The sequence below is a fragment of the Micromonospora sp. NPDC023869 genome, from assembly GCF_055559695.1.
Map to the genome: position 1 here is coordinate 1 of NZ_JBVHKD010000017.1, position 18,670 is coordinate 18,670.

The 18,670-nt window shown below is 71.5% G+C and carries 21 protein-coding genes; 10 read left to right on the forward strand and 11 right to left on the reverse strand.

Annotated elements, in window-relative coordinates:
- Window positions 1-200: 200 nt before the first annotated feature.
- The 5 genes from ACZ31C_RS29995 to ACZ31C_RS30015 form a co-directional block, all read right to left on the reverse strand.
- Window positions 201-461, reverse strand: a complete 261-nt coding sequence (locus ACZ31C_RS29995; protein WP_465798131.1) for a superoxide dismutase — start codon at window positions 459-461, stop codon at window positions 201-203.
- A gap of 5 nt (window positions 462-466) precedes the next feature.
- On the reverse strand, window positions 467-1,081 hold the full coding sequence (locus ACZ31C_RS30000) for a superoxide dismutase (RefSeq protein WP_465798132.1): 615 nt from the start codon (window positions 1,079-1,081) through the stop codon (window positions 467-469).
- Window positions 1,082-1,397: 316 nt separating this feature from the next.
- Window positions 1,398-2,519, reverse strand: a complete 1,122-nt coding sequence (locus ACZ31C_RS30005) for an AbfB domain-containing protein (protein WP_465798133.1) — start codon at window positions 2,517-2,519, stop codon at window positions 1,398-1,400.
- Window positions 2,520-2,615: 96 nt separating this feature from the next.
- Window positions 2,616-3,836: an MAB_1171c family putative transporter gene (locus tag ACZ31C_RS30010; protein WP_465798134.1), complete on the reverse strand. Its 1,221-nt coding sequence runs from the start codon at window positions 3,834-3,836 to the stop codon at window positions 2,616-2,618.
- A 12-nt stretch (window positions 3,837-3,848) separates the two neighbouring features.
- Window positions 3,849-4,361 carry a M78 family metallopeptidase domain-containing protein gene (locus ACZ31C_RS30015; protein WP_465798135.1) on the reverse strand — a complete coding sequence of 171 codons (513 nt, stop codon included), beginning with the start codon at window positions 4,359-4,361 and terminating at the stop codon, window positions 3,849-3,851.
- A gap of 314 nt (window positions 4,362-4,675) precedes the next feature.
- On the opposite strand from ACZ31C_RS30015, the gene ACZ31C_RS30020 reads away from it, so the two are divergent.
- Window positions 4,676-5,191 (forward strand): phosphatase PAP2 family protein, encoded by a 516-nt coding sequence (locus ACZ31C_RS30020; protein WP_465798244.1) that lies wholly within the window; start codon window positions 4,676-4,678, stop codon window positions 5,189-5,191.
- A 12-nt stretch (window positions 5,192-5,203) separates the two neighbouring features.
- On the opposite strand, the gene ACZ31C_RS30025 is transcribed toward ACZ31C_RS30020, so the two are convergent.
- On the reverse strand, window positions 5,204-5,632 hold the full coding sequence (locus ACZ31C_RS30025) for a helix-turn-helix domain-containing protein (RefSeq protein ID WP_465798136.1): 429 nt from the start codon (window positions 5,630-5,632) through the stop codon (window positions 5,204-5,206).
- Window positions 5,633-6,083: 451 nt separating this feature from the next.
- On the opposite strand from ACZ31C_RS30025, the gene ACZ31C_RS30030 reads away from it, so the two are divergent.
- Together ACZ31C_RS30030 and ACZ31C_RS30035 are read left to right on the forward strand one after the other, a co-directional pair.
- Entirely contained in the window at window positions 6,084-6,764 is a 681-nt protein-coding gene (locus tag ACZ31C_RS30030) for an HAD family hydrolase (protein ID WP_465798137.1), read from the forward strand.
- Between the two features lie 243 nt (window positions 6,765-7,007).
- The gene (locus tag ACZ31C_RS30035; RefSeq protein WP_465798138.1) at window positions 7,008-7,463 is read left to right on the forward strand and encodes an STAS domain-containing protein; all 456 of its coding nucleotides are present in this window, start codon (window positions 7,008-7,010) and stop codon (window positions 7,461-7,463) included.
- On the opposite strand, the gene ACZ31C_RS30040 is transcribed toward ACZ31C_RS30035, so the two are convergent.
- A complete protein-coding gene (locus tag ACZ31C_RS30040; protein WP_465798139.1) occupies window positions 7,405-7,698 on the reverse strand; it encodes a hypothetical protein in 294 nt (97 codons plus the stop codon). The genes ACZ31C_RS30035 and ACZ31C_RS30040 overlap by 59 nt on opposite strands.
- Before the next feature lie 3 nt (window positions 7,699-7,701).
- Entirely contained in the window at window positions 7,702-8,220 is a 519-nt protein-coding gene (locus ACZ31C_RS30045; protein WP_465798140.1) for a SigE family RNA polymerase sigma factor, read from the reverse strand.
- A gap of 314 nt (window positions 8,221-8,534) precedes the next feature.
- Between ACZ31C_RS30045 and ACZ31C_RS30050 the strand changes: the two genes are divergently transcribed.
- The 5 genes from ACZ31C_RS30050 to ACZ31C_RS30070 are packed head-to-tail and all read left to right on the forward strand — an operon-like array spanning window position 8,535 to window position 15,664.
- The gene (locus ACZ31C_RS30050; protein ID WP_465798245.1) at window positions 8,535-9,002 is read left to right on the forward strand and encodes a hypothetical protein; all 468 of its coding nucleotides are present in this window, start codon (window positions 8,535-8,537) and stop codon (window positions 9,000-9,002) included.
- On the forward strand, window positions 9,002-10,399 hold the full coding sequence (locus ACZ31C_RS30055; protein WP_465798141.1) for a hypothetical protein: 1,398 nt from the start codon (window positions 9,002-9,004) through the stop codon (window positions 10,397-10,399). The genes ACZ31C_RS30050 and ACZ31C_RS30055 overlap by 1 nt, the downstream gene beginning before the upstream one ends.
- Window positions 10,396-11,730, forward strand: a complete 1,335-nt coding sequence (locus ACZ31C_RS30060; protein WP_465798142.1) for a VWA domain-containing protein — start codon at window positions 10,396-10,398, stop codon at window positions 11,728-11,730. The genes ACZ31C_RS30055 and ACZ31C_RS30060 overlap by 4 nt, the downstream gene beginning before the upstream one ends.
- Before the next feature lie 14 nt (window positions 11,731-11,744).
- Window positions 11,745-12,857 carry an ATP-binding protein gene (locus ACZ31C_RS30065; protein WP_465798143.1) on the forward strand — a complete coding sequence of 371 codons (1,113 nt, stop codon included), beginning with the start codon at window positions 11,745-11,747 and terminating at the stop codon, window positions 12,855-12,857.
- Window positions 12,854-15,664: a DUF5682 family protein gene (locus ACZ31C_RS30070; RefSeq protein ID WP_465798144.1), complete on the forward strand. Its 2,811-nt coding sequence runs from the start codon at window positions 12,854-12,856 to the stop codon at window positions 15,662-15,664. Before ACZ31C_RS30065 ends, ACZ31C_RS30070 begins: the two co-directional genes overlap by 4 nt.
- Window positions 15,665-15,748: 84 nt before the next feature.
- Here ACZ31C_RS30070 and ACZ31C_RS30075 read toward each other — a convergent pair whose 3' ends face one another.
- From ACZ31C_RS30075 to ACZ31C_RS30085, 3 genes are read right to left on the reverse strand one after another with little or no spacing between them, the layout of a single operon-like run.
- Entirely contained in the window at window positions 15,749-16,171 is a 423-nt protein-coding gene (locus ACZ31C_RS30075) for an SHOCT-like domain-containing protein (RefSeq protein WP_465798145.1), read from the reverse strand.
- Between the two features lie 19 nt (window positions 16,172-16,190).
- On the reverse strand, window positions 16,191-16,451 hold the full coding sequence (locus tag ACZ31C_RS30080; protein WP_465798146.1) for a hypothetical protein: 261 nt from the start codon (window positions 16,449-16,451) through the stop codon (window positions 16,191-16,193).
- Window positions 16,448-16,810, reverse strand: a complete 363-nt coding sequence (locus ACZ31C_RS30085; RefSeq protein WP_396748066.1) for a DUF2089 domain-containing protein — start codon at window positions 16,808-16,810, stop codon at window positions 16,448-16,450. The genes ACZ31C_RS30080 and ACZ31C_RS30085 overlap by 4 nt, the downstream gene beginning before the upstream one ends.
- Before the next feature lie 219 nt (window positions 16,811-17,029).
- Here ACZ31C_RS30085 and ACZ31C_RS30090 point away from each other — a divergent pair, with 219 nt between their 5' ends.
- Window positions 17,030-17,851, forward strand: a complete 822-nt coding sequence (locus ACZ31C_RS30090) for a class I SAM-dependent methyltransferase (protein ID WP_465798246.1) — start codon at window positions 17,030-17,032, stop codon at window positions 17,849-17,851.
- A gap of 112 nt (window positions 17,852-17,963) precedes the next feature.
- Complete coding sequence (locus tag ACZ31C_RS30095) at window positions 17,964-18,668, forward strand: YcnI family copper-binding membrane protein (RefSeq protein ID WP_465798147.1); 705 nt, start codon at window positions 17,964-17,966, stop codon at window positions 18,666-18,668.
- The last annotated feature ends 2 nt before the right edge of the window (window positions 18,669-18,670 follow it).

An 18,670-nucleotide genomic window follows, 5' to 3' on the forward strand; every position in this document is an offset into this window, starting at 1 on the left:
CTCCAGTTCCTCTACCAAGGCCGCTCACCCAACTCCGGCGGCGACTACGGCCTCCTGCCCTACCGCCCCGGACTACTCACCCTGCAACGCTGACCCACCGCCACACACCCGACGGGCCCGCAGTGGGCCCGCCGGGGTGAGCACCCCGGCGGCCCTGTCCCGTACCCGTGGGACAGGGCCGCCGGTGGCGTTTCCGCCGGTCAGGTCTCGGGCCGTCCGGCGGTGACGGCGACGAGCAGCGACAGTTCCCGCACGAGGTCGTCGAGGGACTGGCCGCTCTGCGTCCGCAGCAGTCCGAGACCGAGGTCGGCGAGCAGATAGAAGCCGAGCGTCCTGGCCTGCTCGGAGTCGAAGGCGGCGAGGAGTTCCTCGGCACCGGCGAGGTCACCGCGGTGCTTGGCAGCGATCACCCCGGCGGCGCGTTGCACCAGTTCCGCCGCGGCCGGGGTATGGCCGGTCACGCCGGTCAGATCTTCGGCGCCGTGGCGCGGGCGGCGTCGAAGCGGGCGATCACGTCCGACCAGTTCACCAGGTTCCACAGCCGGTCCACGTAGTCCGGCCGGACATTCTTGTACTGCAGGTAGTAGGCGTGCTCCCAGGCGTCGAAGACCAGCAGTGGCGTGGAGCCCTGTCCGACGTTGCCGTGGTGGTCGTAGACCTGCTCCACGATCAGTCGCTGCCCGAGTGGCTCCCAAGCCAGGACACCCCAGCCGGAGCCCTGGACACTCTTGGTCGCCGCCGACAACTGGCCGGCGAACGCCTCGAACGAGCCGAAGTGCTCGTCGATCGCCGCCGCCAGCTCACCGTCGGGGCGGTCACCGCCGTCCGGCGACAGGTTGCCCCAGAAGATCGTGTGCAGGACGTGCCCCGACAGGTTGAACGCGTACGTCTTCTCCAGACCGACCAGCGTGCCGAAGTCGCCCTTGGCACGGGCCTCGGCGAGCTGCTCCAGACCGTCGTTGGCCCCCTTGACGTACGCGGCGTGGTGCTTGCTGTGGTGCAACTCCAGGATCTGTCCCGACATCGCCGGCTCCAGTGCGCCGTAGTCGTAGGGCATGTCGGGCAGGGTGTAGACCGCCATCAGGAAGATCCTCCACGTCTTTCTGCGAGATCCTTGCTGTTGCCACTATCTTGCAACAAATCGTCGCCGCGCAGTAGCAGGACCGGGTTCGCGTTCCTCGAATACCGGCGGGTGGACACGCCAGGGGCCGGGGTCGGGCTGCACGTCGGCGGAGCGGGGCGGCCCGGGGGGTGCCGCTCCGATCCGCCGGTCCCGTCGACCGGGCACGACGGACCTCCGCCACCCTGGTCAGCGGGAAGGCGCGAGGGTGGCGCTGTCGGCGATCGGGATGCCGGAGGCGGCTGCTACCGGCGCGGAGCCGGGTCCACCCGGGAGGTCACAGGGCCGGGCGGACGACGAAGGTGGCCGACGACGAGGAGGCGCCACCGTCGATCGGGGACATCTGCATCTGCCGCTGACCGTCGTGGCGCAGGTACCGGTTCGGGTAGTTGTAGGAGCGCAGCGACGTCTGCGTCCCGCTGATGCCGGTGACCTGGCAGAACGTCGAATCGGCACGGAACAGGTCGCTGCCGTCGGCGCGGTGCAGGAACACCCGGAACTCGTGGTGCCGCAGGTAGTGACCGGGAAAGTTGACCGATTCGAAGGAGAGACAGGTCCCGGCGAGGCCGGTCCGGACGACGAACGCGGCATCGGCCTTCGTGCTGGCGCTGCTGCCCGCGTCCACCGCGTCGACCCGGGCCTGGAAACCGGCGTGCCGAACCCGGCGGCCCGGCAGGGCGGCCACCTCCAGGCCGACGCGCGCGCCCGGAGTCAGGGCGGTGCCGGCCGGAGCCGTCGGCGTCGACGAGGGACGCGCGGGATCACTCGCCACCGGTGGCGGCACGGCGGGAACGGGAGGCGCGGACGTGGGGGCCGCAGTAGCCCGGCGGGACACGCTGGCACCGCCGCCGTCGGTGGTCGGGGTGGCGCCCGGCGACGCGGGCGGGGCTCCCGGCGGCCCGTCGACCTCGGGGGCAGTCGTGCCGATCGGTGGTCCGTCGACGGGCTGGTCCGGACGGGGCACCGCCGCGGCGAACTCGCCGCGGACCGGATCGGGTGCGGACCCGTCGTACAGCGCCGTCGCGCCGACGATGGTACTCACGGCGACCACGGCGACACCACAGAGCAGCAGCTTGCGCCGGACGTCGGCAGCCCCGGCCTGGTCCCGGCGGTGCGGGCCTCCGAACGGCGGGAGCAGGTCTGCGGCACGCTCGTCGCCGGTAGGCACCGGACCGGGTACGGCGCCGCCCTCGGCAGAGGTACGGGTCAGCCGGGCCTGGGCGGACACCACGATGCGGGGCAGGGCCGGGGACGCAGCGCTGCGTCGCGGCGGTTCACCGGGCCCGTGGTGCCGCCCGTCACCGGATCGGGCCGTCGCTGTCGAGCCGGCGTCCATGTCGGGCGGAGAGATCCAGCCACCGATACGCAGGCGTGGCTGATTGGTGCCCTTCTCGGACATGGTGGTCTCCTGCCGCTTCCCGCGCACGCGCCCGCCCGGACAAGTCATCTGGTTGCGGCACATACGCTCTCATCACCACACGGGTCGACGCCAGTCCTAGATCGCAGGCGTACCGCGACTATCCGGGGCGGTGTCGCGGACCAGGCGCTCGTTCAGCGCGGTCGAGATCGGCGCGAGACGTCGCGCGTCGGCTTCCACATCGGCGTGCGCGATGTCTCCCGACGGCGGTTCCACGCCGGGCTCCACCGTGCTGCCGGCCACCTGTCCCTGGGCGTACCGCCGGACGGCGTCCAGGATCCCGGCGGCCTCCCCGACGGCGGTCACCCGGGCCTCGTCCCCACCGGCCTCCGCCGCCCGCCGCCGGGCCCGCGCCACCACTCGCGGATCCGGCGGGCCCACCGCCTGGAGACCGTCACCGATCTCCACGCACCGCCGGTACAGCCGTTGCCCGACACCCCACACCCACCAGGGGTCGCGCTCCGGACGCCGGGGCGGATGCAGCGCGATGCTCGGGACGGCCCGATAGAGCAGGTGCCACAGCGGATGCAGGTCGCGGTACAACGCCCTCCTGCGGGGCCACGCGCGCAGGCCGTCGACGGTCTTCCACACCGTGGAGAGCACGAAGCTCGAACAGATCAGGACGACCGACAGCGTGACGAGCGACTGTGATGCGAGCGGTTCGGACCAGGCAGGGGTGGTACCGGCCAGTTTCCACGCGAGGAACAACGCCTTGTGCGCCACGAAGGCGGCGCCGAAGAACGCTCCGGCGCTCAGCAGCCGCATCACGACCTTCAGCCGGGTACCGGCGAAGCGCGCGTAGCCCAGCGACATGCGCAGGATGTCCACCACGGAGACGCCCAGGTACGCCAGGAACGCGAGCATGTAGACGATGACCTGCGGCATGTCGCCATAGCGCTCGGCGAAGTGCATCGGTTCGGACTCGGGGAAGTCCGCCGCCCAGAACATCGTGACCATCACGGTGGCCACCACCGCGAAGAAGAGCCATCGCCGCCGCATGGACCGACGCGCCCGCTGCGGATCTCCCAGGTGCAGGAAGAGGAACTGGATCGCGGTGGCGGTGACCAGCGCCGCCCCGTGCTCGACGGGCTTGGCCAGGTTCGGCACCCCGGACAGTCCGTCGATCCCGCTGTGCACCGGGGCCCACCCGGCGGTGACGGCGACACCGCAGCCCAGGCAGATCCCCAGGCTGGCCAGGACCCTCGGGTTCGACGGGTCCCGGCGGAGCGCGCCCAGCTTCACGACGAACGCCGCGACGGCGACCACCAGCGCCGCGACGTGGCCCGCCGCCACCAGCATGCGTACCTCCGGCTAGTCGGTCAGCGTGGCGGCGATGCGGTACATCACCGCCGCCGTCTCGTCCGCGAGATCGTCGAAGCCGCCGACCTGGCCGACGGCGGCCATCTGTGCGCCGAGGTAGGTGGCCAGCAGCTCGGCGTCGTGCTCCTGACGGTCGTGGAACGTCGACGACGCGCGGGCCAGCAGCGCCTGGACATCCGCCGGACCGGCCGGCTCCGGCATGGTGTGCGGCAGCACCACCTTCCCGCGGTGCCGCAGGGCGATGTGCATCAACTCGTGCAGAATCGTCTGGGTCTGGAGGACCGGGGACGAGTCTCGGCTGTAGAGCACGTAATCCGTCTCCGCGGTCGCCACCCACAGCCCGCACGGCCCGGCCTGCTCACCCATCGTCATGGCGAGGAGCTGGATGTCCCGGCGGCGGGCGTCGGCCAGGGCGGAGATCATCCCGGAGAGCGTCAGCGGTGCCGGCAGGTCGACCACGAGTTGGCGGATGAGCTTCTGGACCTGCCGTCTCTGCCGCCACATCGTCGCTGCGCCTCCCCCGTGCGAGCCCCCACCGAGACGATCCCGTGCCTGTCGCCCGTCCTCGTCCTGATCCGACGTCCGGTCCATCGAGCCTCGCGCTGCGCCACAATAGTGGCGGCGCAAGGGGGCAGCATAGCCAACCGGCGTCGACCGTGGGATCCCCGCGCGGTGCGCGCCCCTGCCCGGATGCTGCGACCGGACGAGGCAGAATGCGGGACGTGCACGACACCAGGGAGGTCAGGGCCGGTCGACCGGCGTTGCGGTCCGCGCGCGTGGTGACCGAGGTGTTCGCACCGGCACTGCTGGCCGCGGCCATGCCCGTCGTGATCGGAGTGACGAGCGTGTCGCCCCTCGCCGACGGCCTCGGGTGGGCGCTGGTCGGCGCGCTGTTCTGCTCGGCGATCCCCAACGCCCTGATCTGGTGGGACGTCCGTCGTGGGCGACTGACCGACCACCACATCCGGGTGCGCGAACAACGCCGGACGCCCCTGCTGTACGGCCTGCTCTCCGTACTCGTGGGACTGTCGCTGATGATCGGTCTCGGTGCGCCGCGTCCGGTCACCGCAATCGTCGTGGTGATGTTCCTGCTCGGGGTGGCGGTGACCGCCGTGAACCTGGTCTGGAAGCTCAGCATCCACGCCGCGGTGGCCGCCGGTTCGGCCGCGGTGCTCGTGATCGCGTTCGGTGCCGCGTTCCTCGCCACTGCGCCGGTGGTCGCGCTGGTCGGCTGGTCGCGCGTACGGCTGCGGGATCACACCGTCGCCCAGGTGATCGTCGGCACCGTCGTGGGTGTGCTGGTCGCCGCGCCGGCGTTCCTCGCCCTGCGGTGATCCCGGGACGCGCTACGGGTCGGACCGGTCCCGGCGTGCCTTGCTCTGCGCCTCCAGCGCGGCGACCTGCTCGACGATGGCCCGCAGGCTGGCCCGTGGCGCGCCGGGTGGCATCCGGCGGGCGAGCACGGTGATCGTCTCCAGATCCGGATCGCCGACGGACTCGGCGTCGGCCACCCGGTCGAAGAAGAAGTTCGGCTCCACCCGGAAGAAGTTGGCCAGCTGCTGGATGGCCGATCGCGACGGATTGTCGCGCTCCCCCCGGAGCAGGTAGTTGACGTAGCTGGTGGACAGACCGGTCGCCTTGGCCACCTCGTCCGGCGAGAACGCCTTGTCGGTGCCGGGCTTGAGTCGCGTCTCGAACAGGTGCCGCAACCGGGCGGCGAACGAGGTCGGCCCGTCGGCGCTACCCACGTCCGCCATGACCACCTTCCGATCCACCTGCGACGATCGTCGCGACCCGACAGGGGTCGACCACGATAGTTGCTGAACGTCGCAACGCTGTGCTCTACTGAGCTGCACCCGACAACTATTGTGGCAGTGACACCGTAGCGGACACCGCCCGATACCCAAAGGCATCCACGGCCACCGGCAGATGTCGAATCGGTATCGACGTGTCGGGTGTCGAGCGTCAGTGGTGGAAGCGGCACGGGGAAACGCAGGCTGTCACGGCGTGCGTTGCCGCACCTCGGGCGGCCGGCTGGCGGGAGCAGGGCTCACCGCCCTCCGTGTCCGGGACGCCCGCGCCCCTGGCGCCGGTGGCCCGGGACGGTGCACGTCCCGGGCCACGACTCGGTGTGGTGGCGCCACCGTGGCTGTTCGCGGACTGCCACCGACACCGCCGGGGCCTGCCACCGCCTGCGACGAGCAGGCCGAGGGCTAGGCTGGGCCGGTGATCCGGGCCGTGATCGTGGACGTCGACGACACCCTGTGCCTCACCCAGGCCGCCGCGCTCGCGCTCGAGAACGAGGTGCTCGCGGAGATGGGCCGACCTCCGATACCCCCGCACGTCCACCTGTCGACGTGGGGCGCGCCACTGCTGGACGCCATGCCCATCCGGTCGCCCGGGCTCGACCTGGTCCGGTTCACGACGCTGCACCAGCGGGCGCTGGAGCGGCACATCGCCGACGGACGACTGGACGTGATTCCACCGGAGAACCTGCGGGCGCTGGACGAATTCGTGCTCTCCGGCCGGGCGGTGTTCCTGTTGACGTCGCGCACCGAGGACGAGATCCGGCACATGCTGGCACCGGACCATGTTCTGGCCACCCGGGTCAGCGGCGTCTACCACGCCGGGAACACGCGTTTCCGCAAGCCGGACCCCCGGGCCTTCGACGAACTCCTCACCTCGACCGGACTCCCGCCGACCCAGTGCGTCTATGTGGGGGACTCCCCCGGTGACGCCCTGGCGGCCGGGGGTGCGGGCCTGCACTTCATCGGCTGTCTGCAGAGCCGGATCCGGACACCGGCGGACTTCGACCCCCGCTACGTCGACGCGTTCGTCGACGCCTTTCCCGACATCGTCGACGCGGTCCGGCAGCTCGATCCGGTCACCCCGGTCTCCGGCGGGTGACCTGCGGCCGAGCAGGGGGCGGCGGACGGCGGTCCCGGCCCTCGGTCGTCCACTCCGGCACCGGCTCGCGGCACCGGCGGGGATGGCATCGGTCGCTGGCGGCGGGTACGGTCGAGGGAAGGCGTCCTACGCGCCACGTCGAGGTCGGCACCTGAACGCTGTCCTCCCCGGCGCCGGATCGATGGTGGCAACCTCATCCGGCCGCGCCAGTGCCCTTCGCCAGGGCAGGGACTGAGCATTCGCATGAATGTCGTCACTGACCAGGACCTTCTGCAATTCCATCACTATGACGCCAGACCGAGCACCCGGCACGTGACCCTGTCCGGTGAGGCCGATCTGGCGACCGCCACGCGCATCCAGCACCACCTCGGGCAGTTCCTGACGCCCGAGTGGATCACCCATCTGGTGCTCGACCTGACTCCGCTGCGGTACCTCGACTGCGCCGCTCTCTCCGCGCTGCTCGTGATCAGGGAGACCGCCGCCGCACGAGGTCAGCGGATCACCGTCACCGCCACCAGCGGCGCGGCGAGGGTGATCGCGCTCAGCGGCGCGGAGCACGTCCTGCGGGCGCCGGAGCACCTCGCCGGGCCGACCGCGTCGATCACGCGCGAGGTGACCGGCCCTCACCGCCCGTCGGTCGCTACCGCGTCGGGCCGTCTCGTGGACGCGGGGCAGCCGGACCAGCCGGCATCCCGCTGACAGGTCTGCGCGGCAGACGGCGTCCACGCCGGTGACGCTCGGCCCAACCGGCGGCCCCGATCCCGGCGGCGGCCAGCCCGGCCGCCACCAGCACCGCCAGCGCGCCGCCGTAGGCGATCCACCGTCGGCGGCGGTGTACGCGATGCTCCACCAGGTCGAGTCGGTCCTGCGGGGGCCGCAGTACCGGCACCGCCTGGGTCAGCAGGATCCGGATGTGGTCGTCGTCGTAGGTCACGCCCTACCTCCAGACCGCGAAGAGTTCGAGATGCGGATCCGCCTGCACCGTCCGTAGCGCCTTCTGCTGCTGCGCCTCGACCGTGCTGGCCGGGCAGCCGAGAATCTCCGCCGTCCGCGCCACCGACAGCTCCTCGACACAGCGCAGTACCACGATCGCCCGCTGCCGCCGGGTCAGCCGGGCCAGTGCCCGACACACCGCGTCCCGGTCCGCGGAGCCGACGGCCATGTCCCCGTACCCCGGGTCCTCCGTGGGTGGCCTCGGGATCTGCCCACGCCACCGCCATTGCCACCGTGAGACGTACGTGGTGAACAAGGCCCTGCGCAGGTACGCCTCCGGCTGTCCACCGTCGGCGATCGTGGGCCAACGGCGCCAGGCGTCGGCCAACACCGTCTGCACCAGGTCCTCGGCCCGTTTCGCGTCCCCCGTCAGTAACCAGGCGGACCGCAGCAGGCCGTCGGACCGGACCCTGACGAACTCGACGAGACCGTCCGGCGGTCCCGCTTCCCCGTGTCGTCGCATCTGTACCTCCCGGTGCAGGAACGCGCTGGGCGGGCCGCGAGGTTAACGCTGACGCCCATTTCGTCGCCGCTCCTGCCGGACACGGATGAGCGCGCGCACTCCTCGTAGAGCGTCCTAGGAGGATGGCCTGATGGGGTGGCGGATCGTGGGACGGCCTGAGCGCGGGCGGATGTCGTACCCGTGGGCCATGATCTTGTCTGAACGGCGGCGCCGGAACCGGTCGGCGTGGCATCACCAGGGCGGACGCCGAGTCTGCGGCGGTCGGGAGGATTGCGGTGACGGACGCTGACGGGGCCGCCTGGCGGCGGCGGAGCGTGGTGGCGGTGGTGCCGCCGGCCCGCCCGCGCAAGCTGGCGAAGGTGCCCTTCGTCGAACTGGCCGACGGCCGATTGCAGGGAGTCGTCTCCAGCGGCTCGGACATCGAGCGGGTCTACGTCTCGTCGGTGGCCGCCGGCACCCACGCCTATCACTGCAGCACCAACAACAACCGGCCCTGCGGCGGACTGCGCGGCGCGCCCTGCAAGCACCTCCAGGCCCTCGCCGAGGAGGCCGTCCTCCAGTACGGCGTCGAGCGGGTCGCCCGGTATCTGCGGGTCGACGCCGGTGACGGGGTGCGCAGCGGCGCGGATCTGCTGACCCGGATGGACACCCGGCACGAACCGACCCCGGCCGCCGTGGTGTTCAGCCGGTTCCTGCGTCACCTGGCTTATCTCGAACTGCCGGACAGCACCAGCGCGCTGCCCGAGTTGCACTGGTTCCCGGCCACCGGGGCAGGTCGCTGATGCTCGGCACACAGGTGGCGCAGTTGCAGCAGGACCCTCCGGCCGGCCTGGCCGACGCCGACACGGTGGTGGCCGGCTTCGACGAAGCGATGGTGAGCGGTTTTGCGCGGGTCAGCGACGAGGCGGCGGCAGCGCTGGCGGCGTTGGCCGACGCGGTGGCGGGCACTCCCCTGGGCGTCCCGGTGGCCGACGCGGTCGGCAGGGTGACGTCCGGCGGGTTCGGTCCCGACGACCTGGCCGTCCTGGCGGGCGCCCGGTCGGCGTTGCTCGGCGCGGCGCACGACGCACTGCTCGACCGGTTCGACACCGCCGTCGGACGGGACCGGGCGCGGTGGACGGCACCGTCCGGCGCACCGGCGGAGATCTCCGCCGCGAGTGGCGCGGCCGCCGCCTGGCTGCACGAGGTGGCCGTGGCCGGTTGGCGCGGCGTCGACCACGAGTTGCTCTCCGCGGTCGGCTCGGCGGTCGAGGCCGCCCTGGCCGAGCCACGGCTGCGCCGCCTGGCGGTGCTGCTCGACGGGCTCGCCGCCGAGGTGCGGGCGAGCCTGCCGGTGGCCACGATGCCGCAGGTGCCGGCCCGCCGCTGGGCCGACCTGTGGACCCGCGCCGTGCTGCTCGCGCAGGACCGGTCCGGCCCGGCGGACGACGTCGAGCGGGTCTCCGGGCGGCTGCTCCCGCTCGGGGTGGACGTGCACGAGCACGCCACGGCGGTGCAGGTGCAGGTGCACGCCGTGCTCGAACCGTCCGACGGCGGACCGGCCCGACTGGTGCGGACGACGGTGGCGGCCGGGAAGGTCGAGACGATCACCGGCCCGGCGGTGTGGCGGCTCCTGGCGGCGTACCCCGTGCTGCTGGCGGCGGTGGCGCAGCGGCGGACGGTGAGCGTCACCGACCTGCCGGTGCGCGGCGGTGACCTGTCCTGGTGCGAGTCACAGGTACGCCCGGGCGAACCAGCCGATCCCTTCGCCACCGGCCGGGTGTTGCTGGCCGAGGCGACGGCGGCGGCCACCGCCCCGCTGGACCGACATCCGGCCGTGATCGCCGAACCGGTGCTGATGGAGGGCTACCGGGTGCGCAAGGACGGCGACGGCCTCACCCTCGAACGCGACGGAGAGTCGATCGGCGTCACCGTCGAGCGGCTGCCGGCGGCCGGTCCGCTCACCCCCGCACTGGTCGCCGCCTCGACCTCCTGTCTCGGTCTGGCGCGCTGGGACGACGGACGGTGGTGGGTGCAGCCCCTGGCGGTGCAGGCCACCGTCAAACGCGCGCCCGTCGAGGCGCACAACGGTGACTGGGCCGAGGGTGTCACCGACCCGAAGGTGGCCAAGGCCGAGGCCAGGGCGGGCGACGCCGTGGCCGTGCTGCGCGAGCGCGCGGGACGGTTGCTGCGCCGATGACCGACTCCCCCGAACAGGCCGCCGCGAACCGGCGGCAGGTGCTCTACTGGCGGCTGCTGGGCCGGATCTTCGACCCGGACGAGCAGCCCACGCTGGAGTCGGCGAGCATGGCCGTGGTCGAGGACCTGGGCCTGCCGGCCGCCCTGCTGGACCCGTCGGTGTCGGTGGACACCGTGGTGCAGCGTTTCCCCGAGGTGGCCGACGAACTGCGGGGTCTGCTCGCCGAGACCGACGCCGAGGTGGCGTCGGCCGACGGGCCGCATCAGCCCGGTGAGGCAGAGGTCCGTCGGGCCGCGCTGGTGTCGAAGGTGCTGCTCAACGTCTTCGCCACGGGTGCCGGGTCGGTCAGCGCCGGCCAGCTGGCCCGTTGGCAGGCCGACGCCGGCTGGTTCGAGCAGGCGCTCGGCACCGCGCCCGGCGAGCTGCGCCGGCAGGGCACCGGGCTCGGTGCCACCCTCGCCGGTATCGAGGGTGACCTGGTCCGGCGGATGCACCTGCGGGAGGTGCTGGCGGATCCGGCGCTGGCCCGGCAGCTCACGCCCAGCATGTCGCTGATCGAGCAACTGCTGCGGGACAAGTCCAACCTGTCCGGCGTCGCGTTGGCCAACGCCAAGGCGCTGATCCGTCGCTTCGTCGACGAGGTCGCCGAGGTGTTGCGGACCCAGGTGGAGCAGACCAGTGTGGGCAGCATCGACCGGTCGGTGCCGCCGAAGCGGGTCTACCGCAACCTCGACCTGGATCGCACCATCTGGCAGAACCTGACCAACTGGAGCCCGGAGGACGAGCGCCTCTACGTCGACCGGCTCTACTACCGGCAGACGGCGCGCAAGACCACGCCGTCGCGGTTGATCGTGGTGGTGGACCAGTCCGGGTCGATGGTCGACTCGATGGTCAACTGCACCATCCTGGCGTCGATCTTCGCCGGGCTGCCCAAGGTCGACGTGCACCTGATCGCGTACGACACGCGGGCGTTGGACCTGACCCCGTGGGTGCACGACCCGTTCGAGGTCCTGCTCCGCACCAACCTCGGCGGCGGCAACGACGGGCCGTTGGCGATGGCGATGGCCCGCCCGAAGATCGTCGAGCCGCGGAACACGGTGCTGGTCTGGATCTCGGACTTCTACGAGTTCGGCCGGTCCCAGCCCCTGTTCGACGGCATCGAGGCGGTGCACCGGTCGGGCGTGCGGTTCATCCCGGTCGGCTCGGTCAGCAGTTCCGGTCAGCAGAGCGTCAACCCGTGGTTCCGGCAGCGCCTCAAGGACCTGGGCACCCCGGTCGTCTCCGGCCACATCCGCAAACTCGTCTTCGAGCTCAAGAGCTTCCTCACCTAGGAGAGACACCCCTGATGTCCGAGATGTTGCGTGCCCCCGCCGAGGTCAAGTACGCCGACGAACTCGACTTCCTGGAGTCGGTGGACACCGGTCCGAAGCCGTACTCGTGGCGGCTGAGCCCGCGCATGGTCCGGCTGTTCGTGCTCGGTTCGGAACGCGCCGACGGTCTGGACCGGGAGATCCCGCAAAAGTGGTTCGGCGACCGCAGTTTCGTCGAACGCAGCATCGTGACGCTGGCGTCGGACCGTGGCCTGCTGCTCATCGGTGACCCGGGCACCGGCAAGAGTTGGCTCGCCGAGCTGCTGTCGGCCGCGATCTGCCGCAACTCCACGCTCGTGGTGCAGGGCACCGCCGGCACCACCGAGGACCACATCAAGTACTCCTGGAACGTGTCCATGGTGATCGCCAAGGGTCAGTCGCGCGAGTCGATGATTCCGTCGCCGATCATGACGGCGATGGAGCAGGGTGTGGTGGGCCGTTTCGAGGAGCTGACCCGTTCCACCAGTGACGTGCAGGACGCGCTGATCTCCATCCTGTCCGAGAAGTACGTCTCCATCCCCGAGCTGAACGACGACAACATCGTCTTCGCCAAGCCCGGTTTCTCCATCATCGCGACCGCGAACAGCCGGGACCGGGGCGTCAACGACCTGTCGTCGGCGCTGAAACGACGGTTCAACTTCGTCCGGATCCCGGTGGTCACCAACAAGCGCAGCGAGGCGGAGATCGTCCGGTTCCGGACCGAGGAGTTGCTGCGCCGCCACCACGTGGAGTTGGACGTGCCGCCCACGCTGCTGGACATCCTGTTGCAGAGCTTCGCCGACCTGCGGGCCGCCGCCGCGTCGGCGACCAGCGACGACGAGAAGCTGGAGTCGGCGCTGTCCACCGCCGAGCAGATCGGGGTGCTGGAGGACGCGATCCTGCACAGCCAGTTCTTCGGCGACCGGACCCTGCGGGCCGAGACGCTTGCCGGTTCGCTGATGGGGTCGCTGGCCCGACGCAGCCCGGAGGACCTGGCGATCCTCAACAAGTACCTGCACGCGGTGGTGGAGCCCCGGGCCACCGAGGGCGGCGGTGAGTGGCGCGGCTTCCTCGACGGTGGCCGTCAGGCGATCGCCGCCCTGTCATGAGCGCCCCGGCGACCGTCGGCGCGTTCGGCGCCCTGCGTGACCAGCTCACCGAGGCGGCCGCCGCGTTCGCGGGCGGTCCGGACGCGCTGGCCGACATCCTCGCCGGGATGGTCGACGACGTGGACCGGGCCCTGGGCGAGCGGCTGGAGATCTTCCCGGTCTGCCACCATTCGCCGGCCTCCGCGCTGGCCATGGTGCGCCGGTTGCGGAACAAGCAGCCTCGGGTGATCTATCTGGAGCTCTGCGAGGACCTGCGACCGTTGCTGGGGGAACTGCGCAACTGTCGGCTGCCGGTGGCGGTGCAGGCGTTCGCCTCCGAACTCGACGGTTTCCCCGCCGCGTGGGGTCCGCTCAGCGTGATCGCGCCGGTCACCGAGGCGTCCGCCGAATACCAGGCGATCGCGTACGCGTTGGAGACGCCCGGGGTGGAACTGGTGCTGGTCGACCGCTCCACCGATCACGTCTTCCAGTGGTCGCCCCGGGGCGAGACCCCACCCCAGGACGAGGTGGCCGGTGCGGAGGGCGGTGCCGAGGCGGGTGAGCAGGTCGCCCTGCACGGCGACGCGGTGGGTGTGGAGATCGGCGACCTGCGTCCCCGGTTCGCCGAGCTGGAGGCGCACCTGCTGCACCACGGCAAGGTGCGGCACTGGTCGGAGTGGTGGGACCAGTACGTCGAACGGCCGCTCACCGTCGCCGACCACGACACCTATCGGCAGGTGATGGTGCTGATCGGCAGCCTGTTCCGGCGGTTGCGTCCCGCCGGGTCGGACCGTACCGACCGCGACGAGGACCGGGAACGCTACATGTGGACCCGGATCCGACAGCACCTGGCGGCCTCCGGTGCCGCACCCGAGGACTGTCTCTACGTCTGCGGCGCCTTCCACGCCGCCAGCCGGGTCGCGCAGTTCGGTCTGGACTCGACCGCACCGGACTTCGACATCTCCCCGCGTACCGCGACCCGGTGGCGGTACGGCCTGATCCCGTCCAGCCACTCGGCGATCGAGGCGCAGTTCCGGCTCGCGCCCGGTTCGGTGTCGATCGCGGCGGCGAGCTGGACCAAGACGGTGAGCGGGTCGGGTCTGAAGCCGTACCGGCTGGACGGTCAGCGGGGCGGCACGTCCCGGGGCCGGCGGGGACGCGGTGAGCCGGATCCGGCACCCGACGAGGCGGTCAGCGACCGGCTCTCCGGGTTCCTCGCCGCGCCGCCCGCTCTCGACGGGCTCGACGAGGCGGAGCTGCGCCGGTGGTGCGTGGACATCGTCCGGCTGGCACGACGCAACGGCTACCTGGCCAGCACGGCCGACGCGATCGCGGTGTTCGAGACCTCGATCCTGTTGGCCGGGCTGCGCAACCGGGCCCGGCCCACTCCGTACGATTTCGCCGACGCGGCGGTGACCTGCATCGAGAAGGACGTGGTGCCGGGTCGGCGCGACGTGCGGCGGCTCTGCGAGATCCTGCTCGGCGGGGACCGGATCGGGCAGGTCGGCTACGACGCCCTGCCGCCACTGGCCCGCGACGTGCTGGACCGGCTCCAGCCGCTCGGGCTGGACCTGGAGAAGCGGACCGTGCAGCGGGCGTTGCTGGATCTGCACGGCAACCCGGAGCTGGCCGGCTGCTCGGACCTGCTCTGGATGCTGCGGCACGTGCTGCCGCCGGGCGCGGTCCGTCCGATCATGGGTGAGCGTCGGCTCGGCCACCGGTCCATCCAGGAGAGTTGGGACCTGGCACTGGGCCGTCACCAACGCGCGCTCATTGAGCTCGGGTACGAGGGGGTGACCGTCGAACAGGTGCTGGAACAGCGCCTGCGTCGGGCTGCACACGGCCCGGACGCCACCGCCGCCGGCGCTCTCGCCGCCGTGGAGGACGCCATCCGGCTGTTGGACAGCCCTCGGCTGGTCGACGAACTCGGCACCCGGGCGGTGGAGCTGCTCGCCGCCGAACGCACCGTCGACGACGCACCGCGCGTGCTGCGCCGGATCCGCCGCTTGCTCGCCCACCACCAGGCCACCGCGCCGACGCTGCCGGCCTGGTGCGCGGCGTTCGTGACCACCGGGTACGCGCACTACTGCACGTTGCTGCCGACCGCGTTCGTCGAGGAGGAGACCGGCGTACGGCAGGTCGGGGCGATGCTCGGCTTCCTGTTCAGCCTGGAGAGCCTGGCGCTCTCGCTGGGCTGCGACCGGTCCCAGCTCGAACTCGCGGTGGGTCAGTCACATCCGCAGGCGCCGGCCAAGGTGGCCCTGCTCTGGGCGGCTCGTCACCAGCTCGGGCTGCTGCCCCTGACCGAGCTACGGGCCCAGTGCCAGGAGCTGCTGGCCAACCCGCTGGTGGTGCCGGCCTTCCCGCAGTACCTGTCCGGGTTCGTGCACGCGCTGGAACCGGTGCCGGGGCTCACACCGTTCGTGGTGGAGACGATGTCGACGGCGTTCGCCCGGCTCCCCGACCCGGTCCTGCTGCCCTGGCTGCCCAACCTGGTCACCACACTGCGGGAGCACGGCGCCGAGTCGGTGCCGCTGCTGGTCCGCGAGGCGGGGCGTACGTTTCCGGGCAGCCTGTCCGCACTGGACTCCTGGGTGCCGCCCTGGCTGGGCGTGCCCGCCACTCCGGCCGTCGCGTCGCGCGCTTCCGGTGGGGTCGCCGGGCCGGTGCACGCCCTGCTGGCCGGTCATCCGGAGCCGGTGGACGCGGTCGCCGAGCTGTTCGGTGTCCGGGGCGACTGGCATGCTCCTCGCAGCGGCGCGGCGGTCCTGGTGGAGGCGCACCCGAGCACCGCCGAGGCGGTCGCGTCACTGTTGTCCGACAGGTAGCACGTCGGTGTCGGGGCCGCGTGGGTGTCGAGCCACCCGGCCCCGACACCACCCCGCAGGCCGGCCCCGGTGCGTCGGTCGGGGTCACTCGCAGAAGACCTGCACCTTGGCCTCAGACTGGTCCACGTCGATGGTCATGTCGTCGAGCTGCTCGACGAGGTCCTCGATGTGCTGCGGCTTGAGCTGGGTCAGGTCGATCGGCACGCCCGACTTGGCCAGCTCGACGTTGACCTTGCTGAGCGCCTGCGGCGGGACCAGGCTCGTGAGGCGTACCCCGGCGCGCAGCAGTTGCAGCGGGACCCGGATGTTGACCCGGCCCGGACCGTCCTCGTCCTGCGTGGTCACCATCACGCGCAGGTACTTCGGTCGGGCCTTCGGGCGGGTCAGGACGACCGACGGCGACTCCGGCTGCTCGCGCTCCAGCGCGCCGATGAGCTGTTCCGCCTCGTCGGCGGTGATCTTTCCGTCGGCCAGCATCTGCAGGATCTGGCGGCGCTGTTCGTTCATGTCGTTCCTCTTCCTCGGCTCATCTGACGCTTACCAGCAGGGTCTTGCCGCCCTGCGCGACCTCGATCCGGGTGCCGGGCAGGGCCCCCAGCACCCGCCCCACATCCCGCAGCGCGGCCACCGGGTTCACCCGGACGACGAGGCAGGCGACCAGTGCGACCGGCAACGCGAGCAGCAACAGTGGGCTGATCAGCAGCAGGACCGGCAGGACCGGCACGAACCGTCGCCGCCAGCGGCCCTCGGTGCGGCGGTGGCGGATCGTCACCAGCTGCGGAATCATCGCGACCGCTCCAGCTCCGCCAGTGCCTGCGCGACGTCGATCTCTCCTCGTCGCAGCCGGTCGACGACGTCGGCACCGGTGGGCGCCGGGTCGGTGTCCACGAAGTCGAGCTGCGCGGCGATCCGGTTGAGTCGGGACTTGATCGTCGGGTAGCTCACCCCGAAGATCCGTTCCATCTCCTTGATCGACCCGTGCGACCGCACGAACGCGGCCACGAACACCTGGTCGTCGACGCCGAGTTGAGCCAGTTGCGGCGGCTCGAACTGTCCTTCGACCGCGATGCCGCTGTCGGTGAGGCGGACCCGTTCGACGACGAACGGTTGCCCACGGGTCAGATCCGTCAGTTCCTGCCAGTCCACCTGCGGCCCCCTGCCGTCGACGACGTACCTGGAACTAGTTGTATCTTGATTTTCTTAATTCTGCAACGGCAGAACTTCAAGATAGTTGATAGTGGTCGAGTTTCGGTCTGGAACGAATACCGTGGTCGTTAAGGTCGAGGCGAGCTGGGTATAGAGGTACGACGATCGATGGTTCGACGGCACCACCAGAGACCCAGGGGGAAGCCCGTGAGTAACCGAATCAGCGCGAGCCGCGCCAGCCACCACACGGCGGCGGTGTTCGACCGCAGCGCCGCCACCTACGACCGCGTCGGTGTGGAGTTCTTCGGCCCGATGGGACGGGAACTGGTACGCCGGGCCGGGTTGCGCCCCGGCCAACAGGTCCTCGACGTCGGGTGCGGACGAGGCGCCGTCCTGGTGCCCGCAGCACAGGCGGTAGGGCCCACCGGCGGTGTCGTCGGCATCGACCTGGCTCCGACGATGGTCGACCTGACCCGCGCCGACACCACCCACCTCCCGCACGTACGGGTGGAGATCGGCGACGCCGAGGACCCGGCCCTACCCGAGGCGACCTTCGACGCGGTGCTCGCCGGACTCGTCGTGTTCATGCTGCCGGCGCCGCTGCCCGCACTGCGCGCCTACCGGCGGCTCCTGCGTCCCGGCGGGCGGCTCGGCGTCACCACCTTCGCCGCCTACGACCCGCGCTTCAGCGAGGCGCTCGGCACGCTGGCCCGACACCTGCCGCCGGAGCGCCGCCAACCGCCGGCCACCGGCCGGGAGGACGACTTCGCCACCCGCGAGTCGACCGGCGACCTGCTGCGCCGCGCCGGCTACCACCAGGTCACCGTGCACGACGTACCGTTCGAGAGCCGGTTCCGTGACAGCGACCACTTCGTCGCCTGGGTCTGGTCCCACGGATCCCGCGCGATCCTGGAGAGCATCCCGCCGGAACGGCTGCCCGCCGCCCTCGCCGACGTGGCAGACGTGCTGTCCCCCGACGGCGGGAGCCTCCGGTTGACCACCACCATCCGGTTCGCCCTCGGCACCCGCGAGGATTCCTGACCGGGGCAGAAATCCCCGGCGATGCCGGGAACTCCGGGCGGGGTGCGCCCGACCAGGTAAGCGAGGTGCGTACGCACCGGTCGCCGCACCCCTCCCGGAAGGTTGTCCAGACATGTTCTTCACACGTCGTCGGGTCGCGCAGCTCGGCGCTCTCGGGCTCTTCACCGCCGCGACGGTGGCGCTCACCGGCTCACCGGCCGCCGCGCACGTCACGATCAGCCCGTCGGTGACGACCGCCGGCTCGTACGCCGTGCTGACGATGGGTGTGCCGCACGGCTGCGACGGTTCCGCCACCACCAAGGTGTCCATCCAGATCCCCGAGCAGATCGTCACCGTCACGCCGACGGTGAACCCGAACTGGACGGTGGAGAAGGTGATGGCGGACCTGAACCCGCCGGTCAAGGACAGCCACGGCAACGAGGTCACCCAGCGGGTCGCGGAGGTGGTCTACACCGCCAGGACGCCTTTGCCGGACGACCTGCGGGACACCTTCGAGCTGTCGGTGAAGCTGCCCGACGCCGCCGGCGAGACACTGGCGTTCCCCTCGGTGCAGACCTGCGAGCAGGGTGAGACGCCCTGGGTGCAGATGCCCGCCGACGGTCAGAACGCCGACGAGCTGGAGTATCCGGCGCCGAAGTTCGTGCTGACCGCCGCGGCCGACGGCGACGCCGACGACGCCGCCGTGCAGCCGGTGGCCCAGACCAGCACGGAGTCCGGTGGCGGCAGCAGCGCGGTGGGGTGGATCGGTCTGGTGCTCGGCGCGCTGGGTCTGCTGGCCGGCGGGCTGGCGCTGGTGCGTACCCGCAGGACGGCCTGACG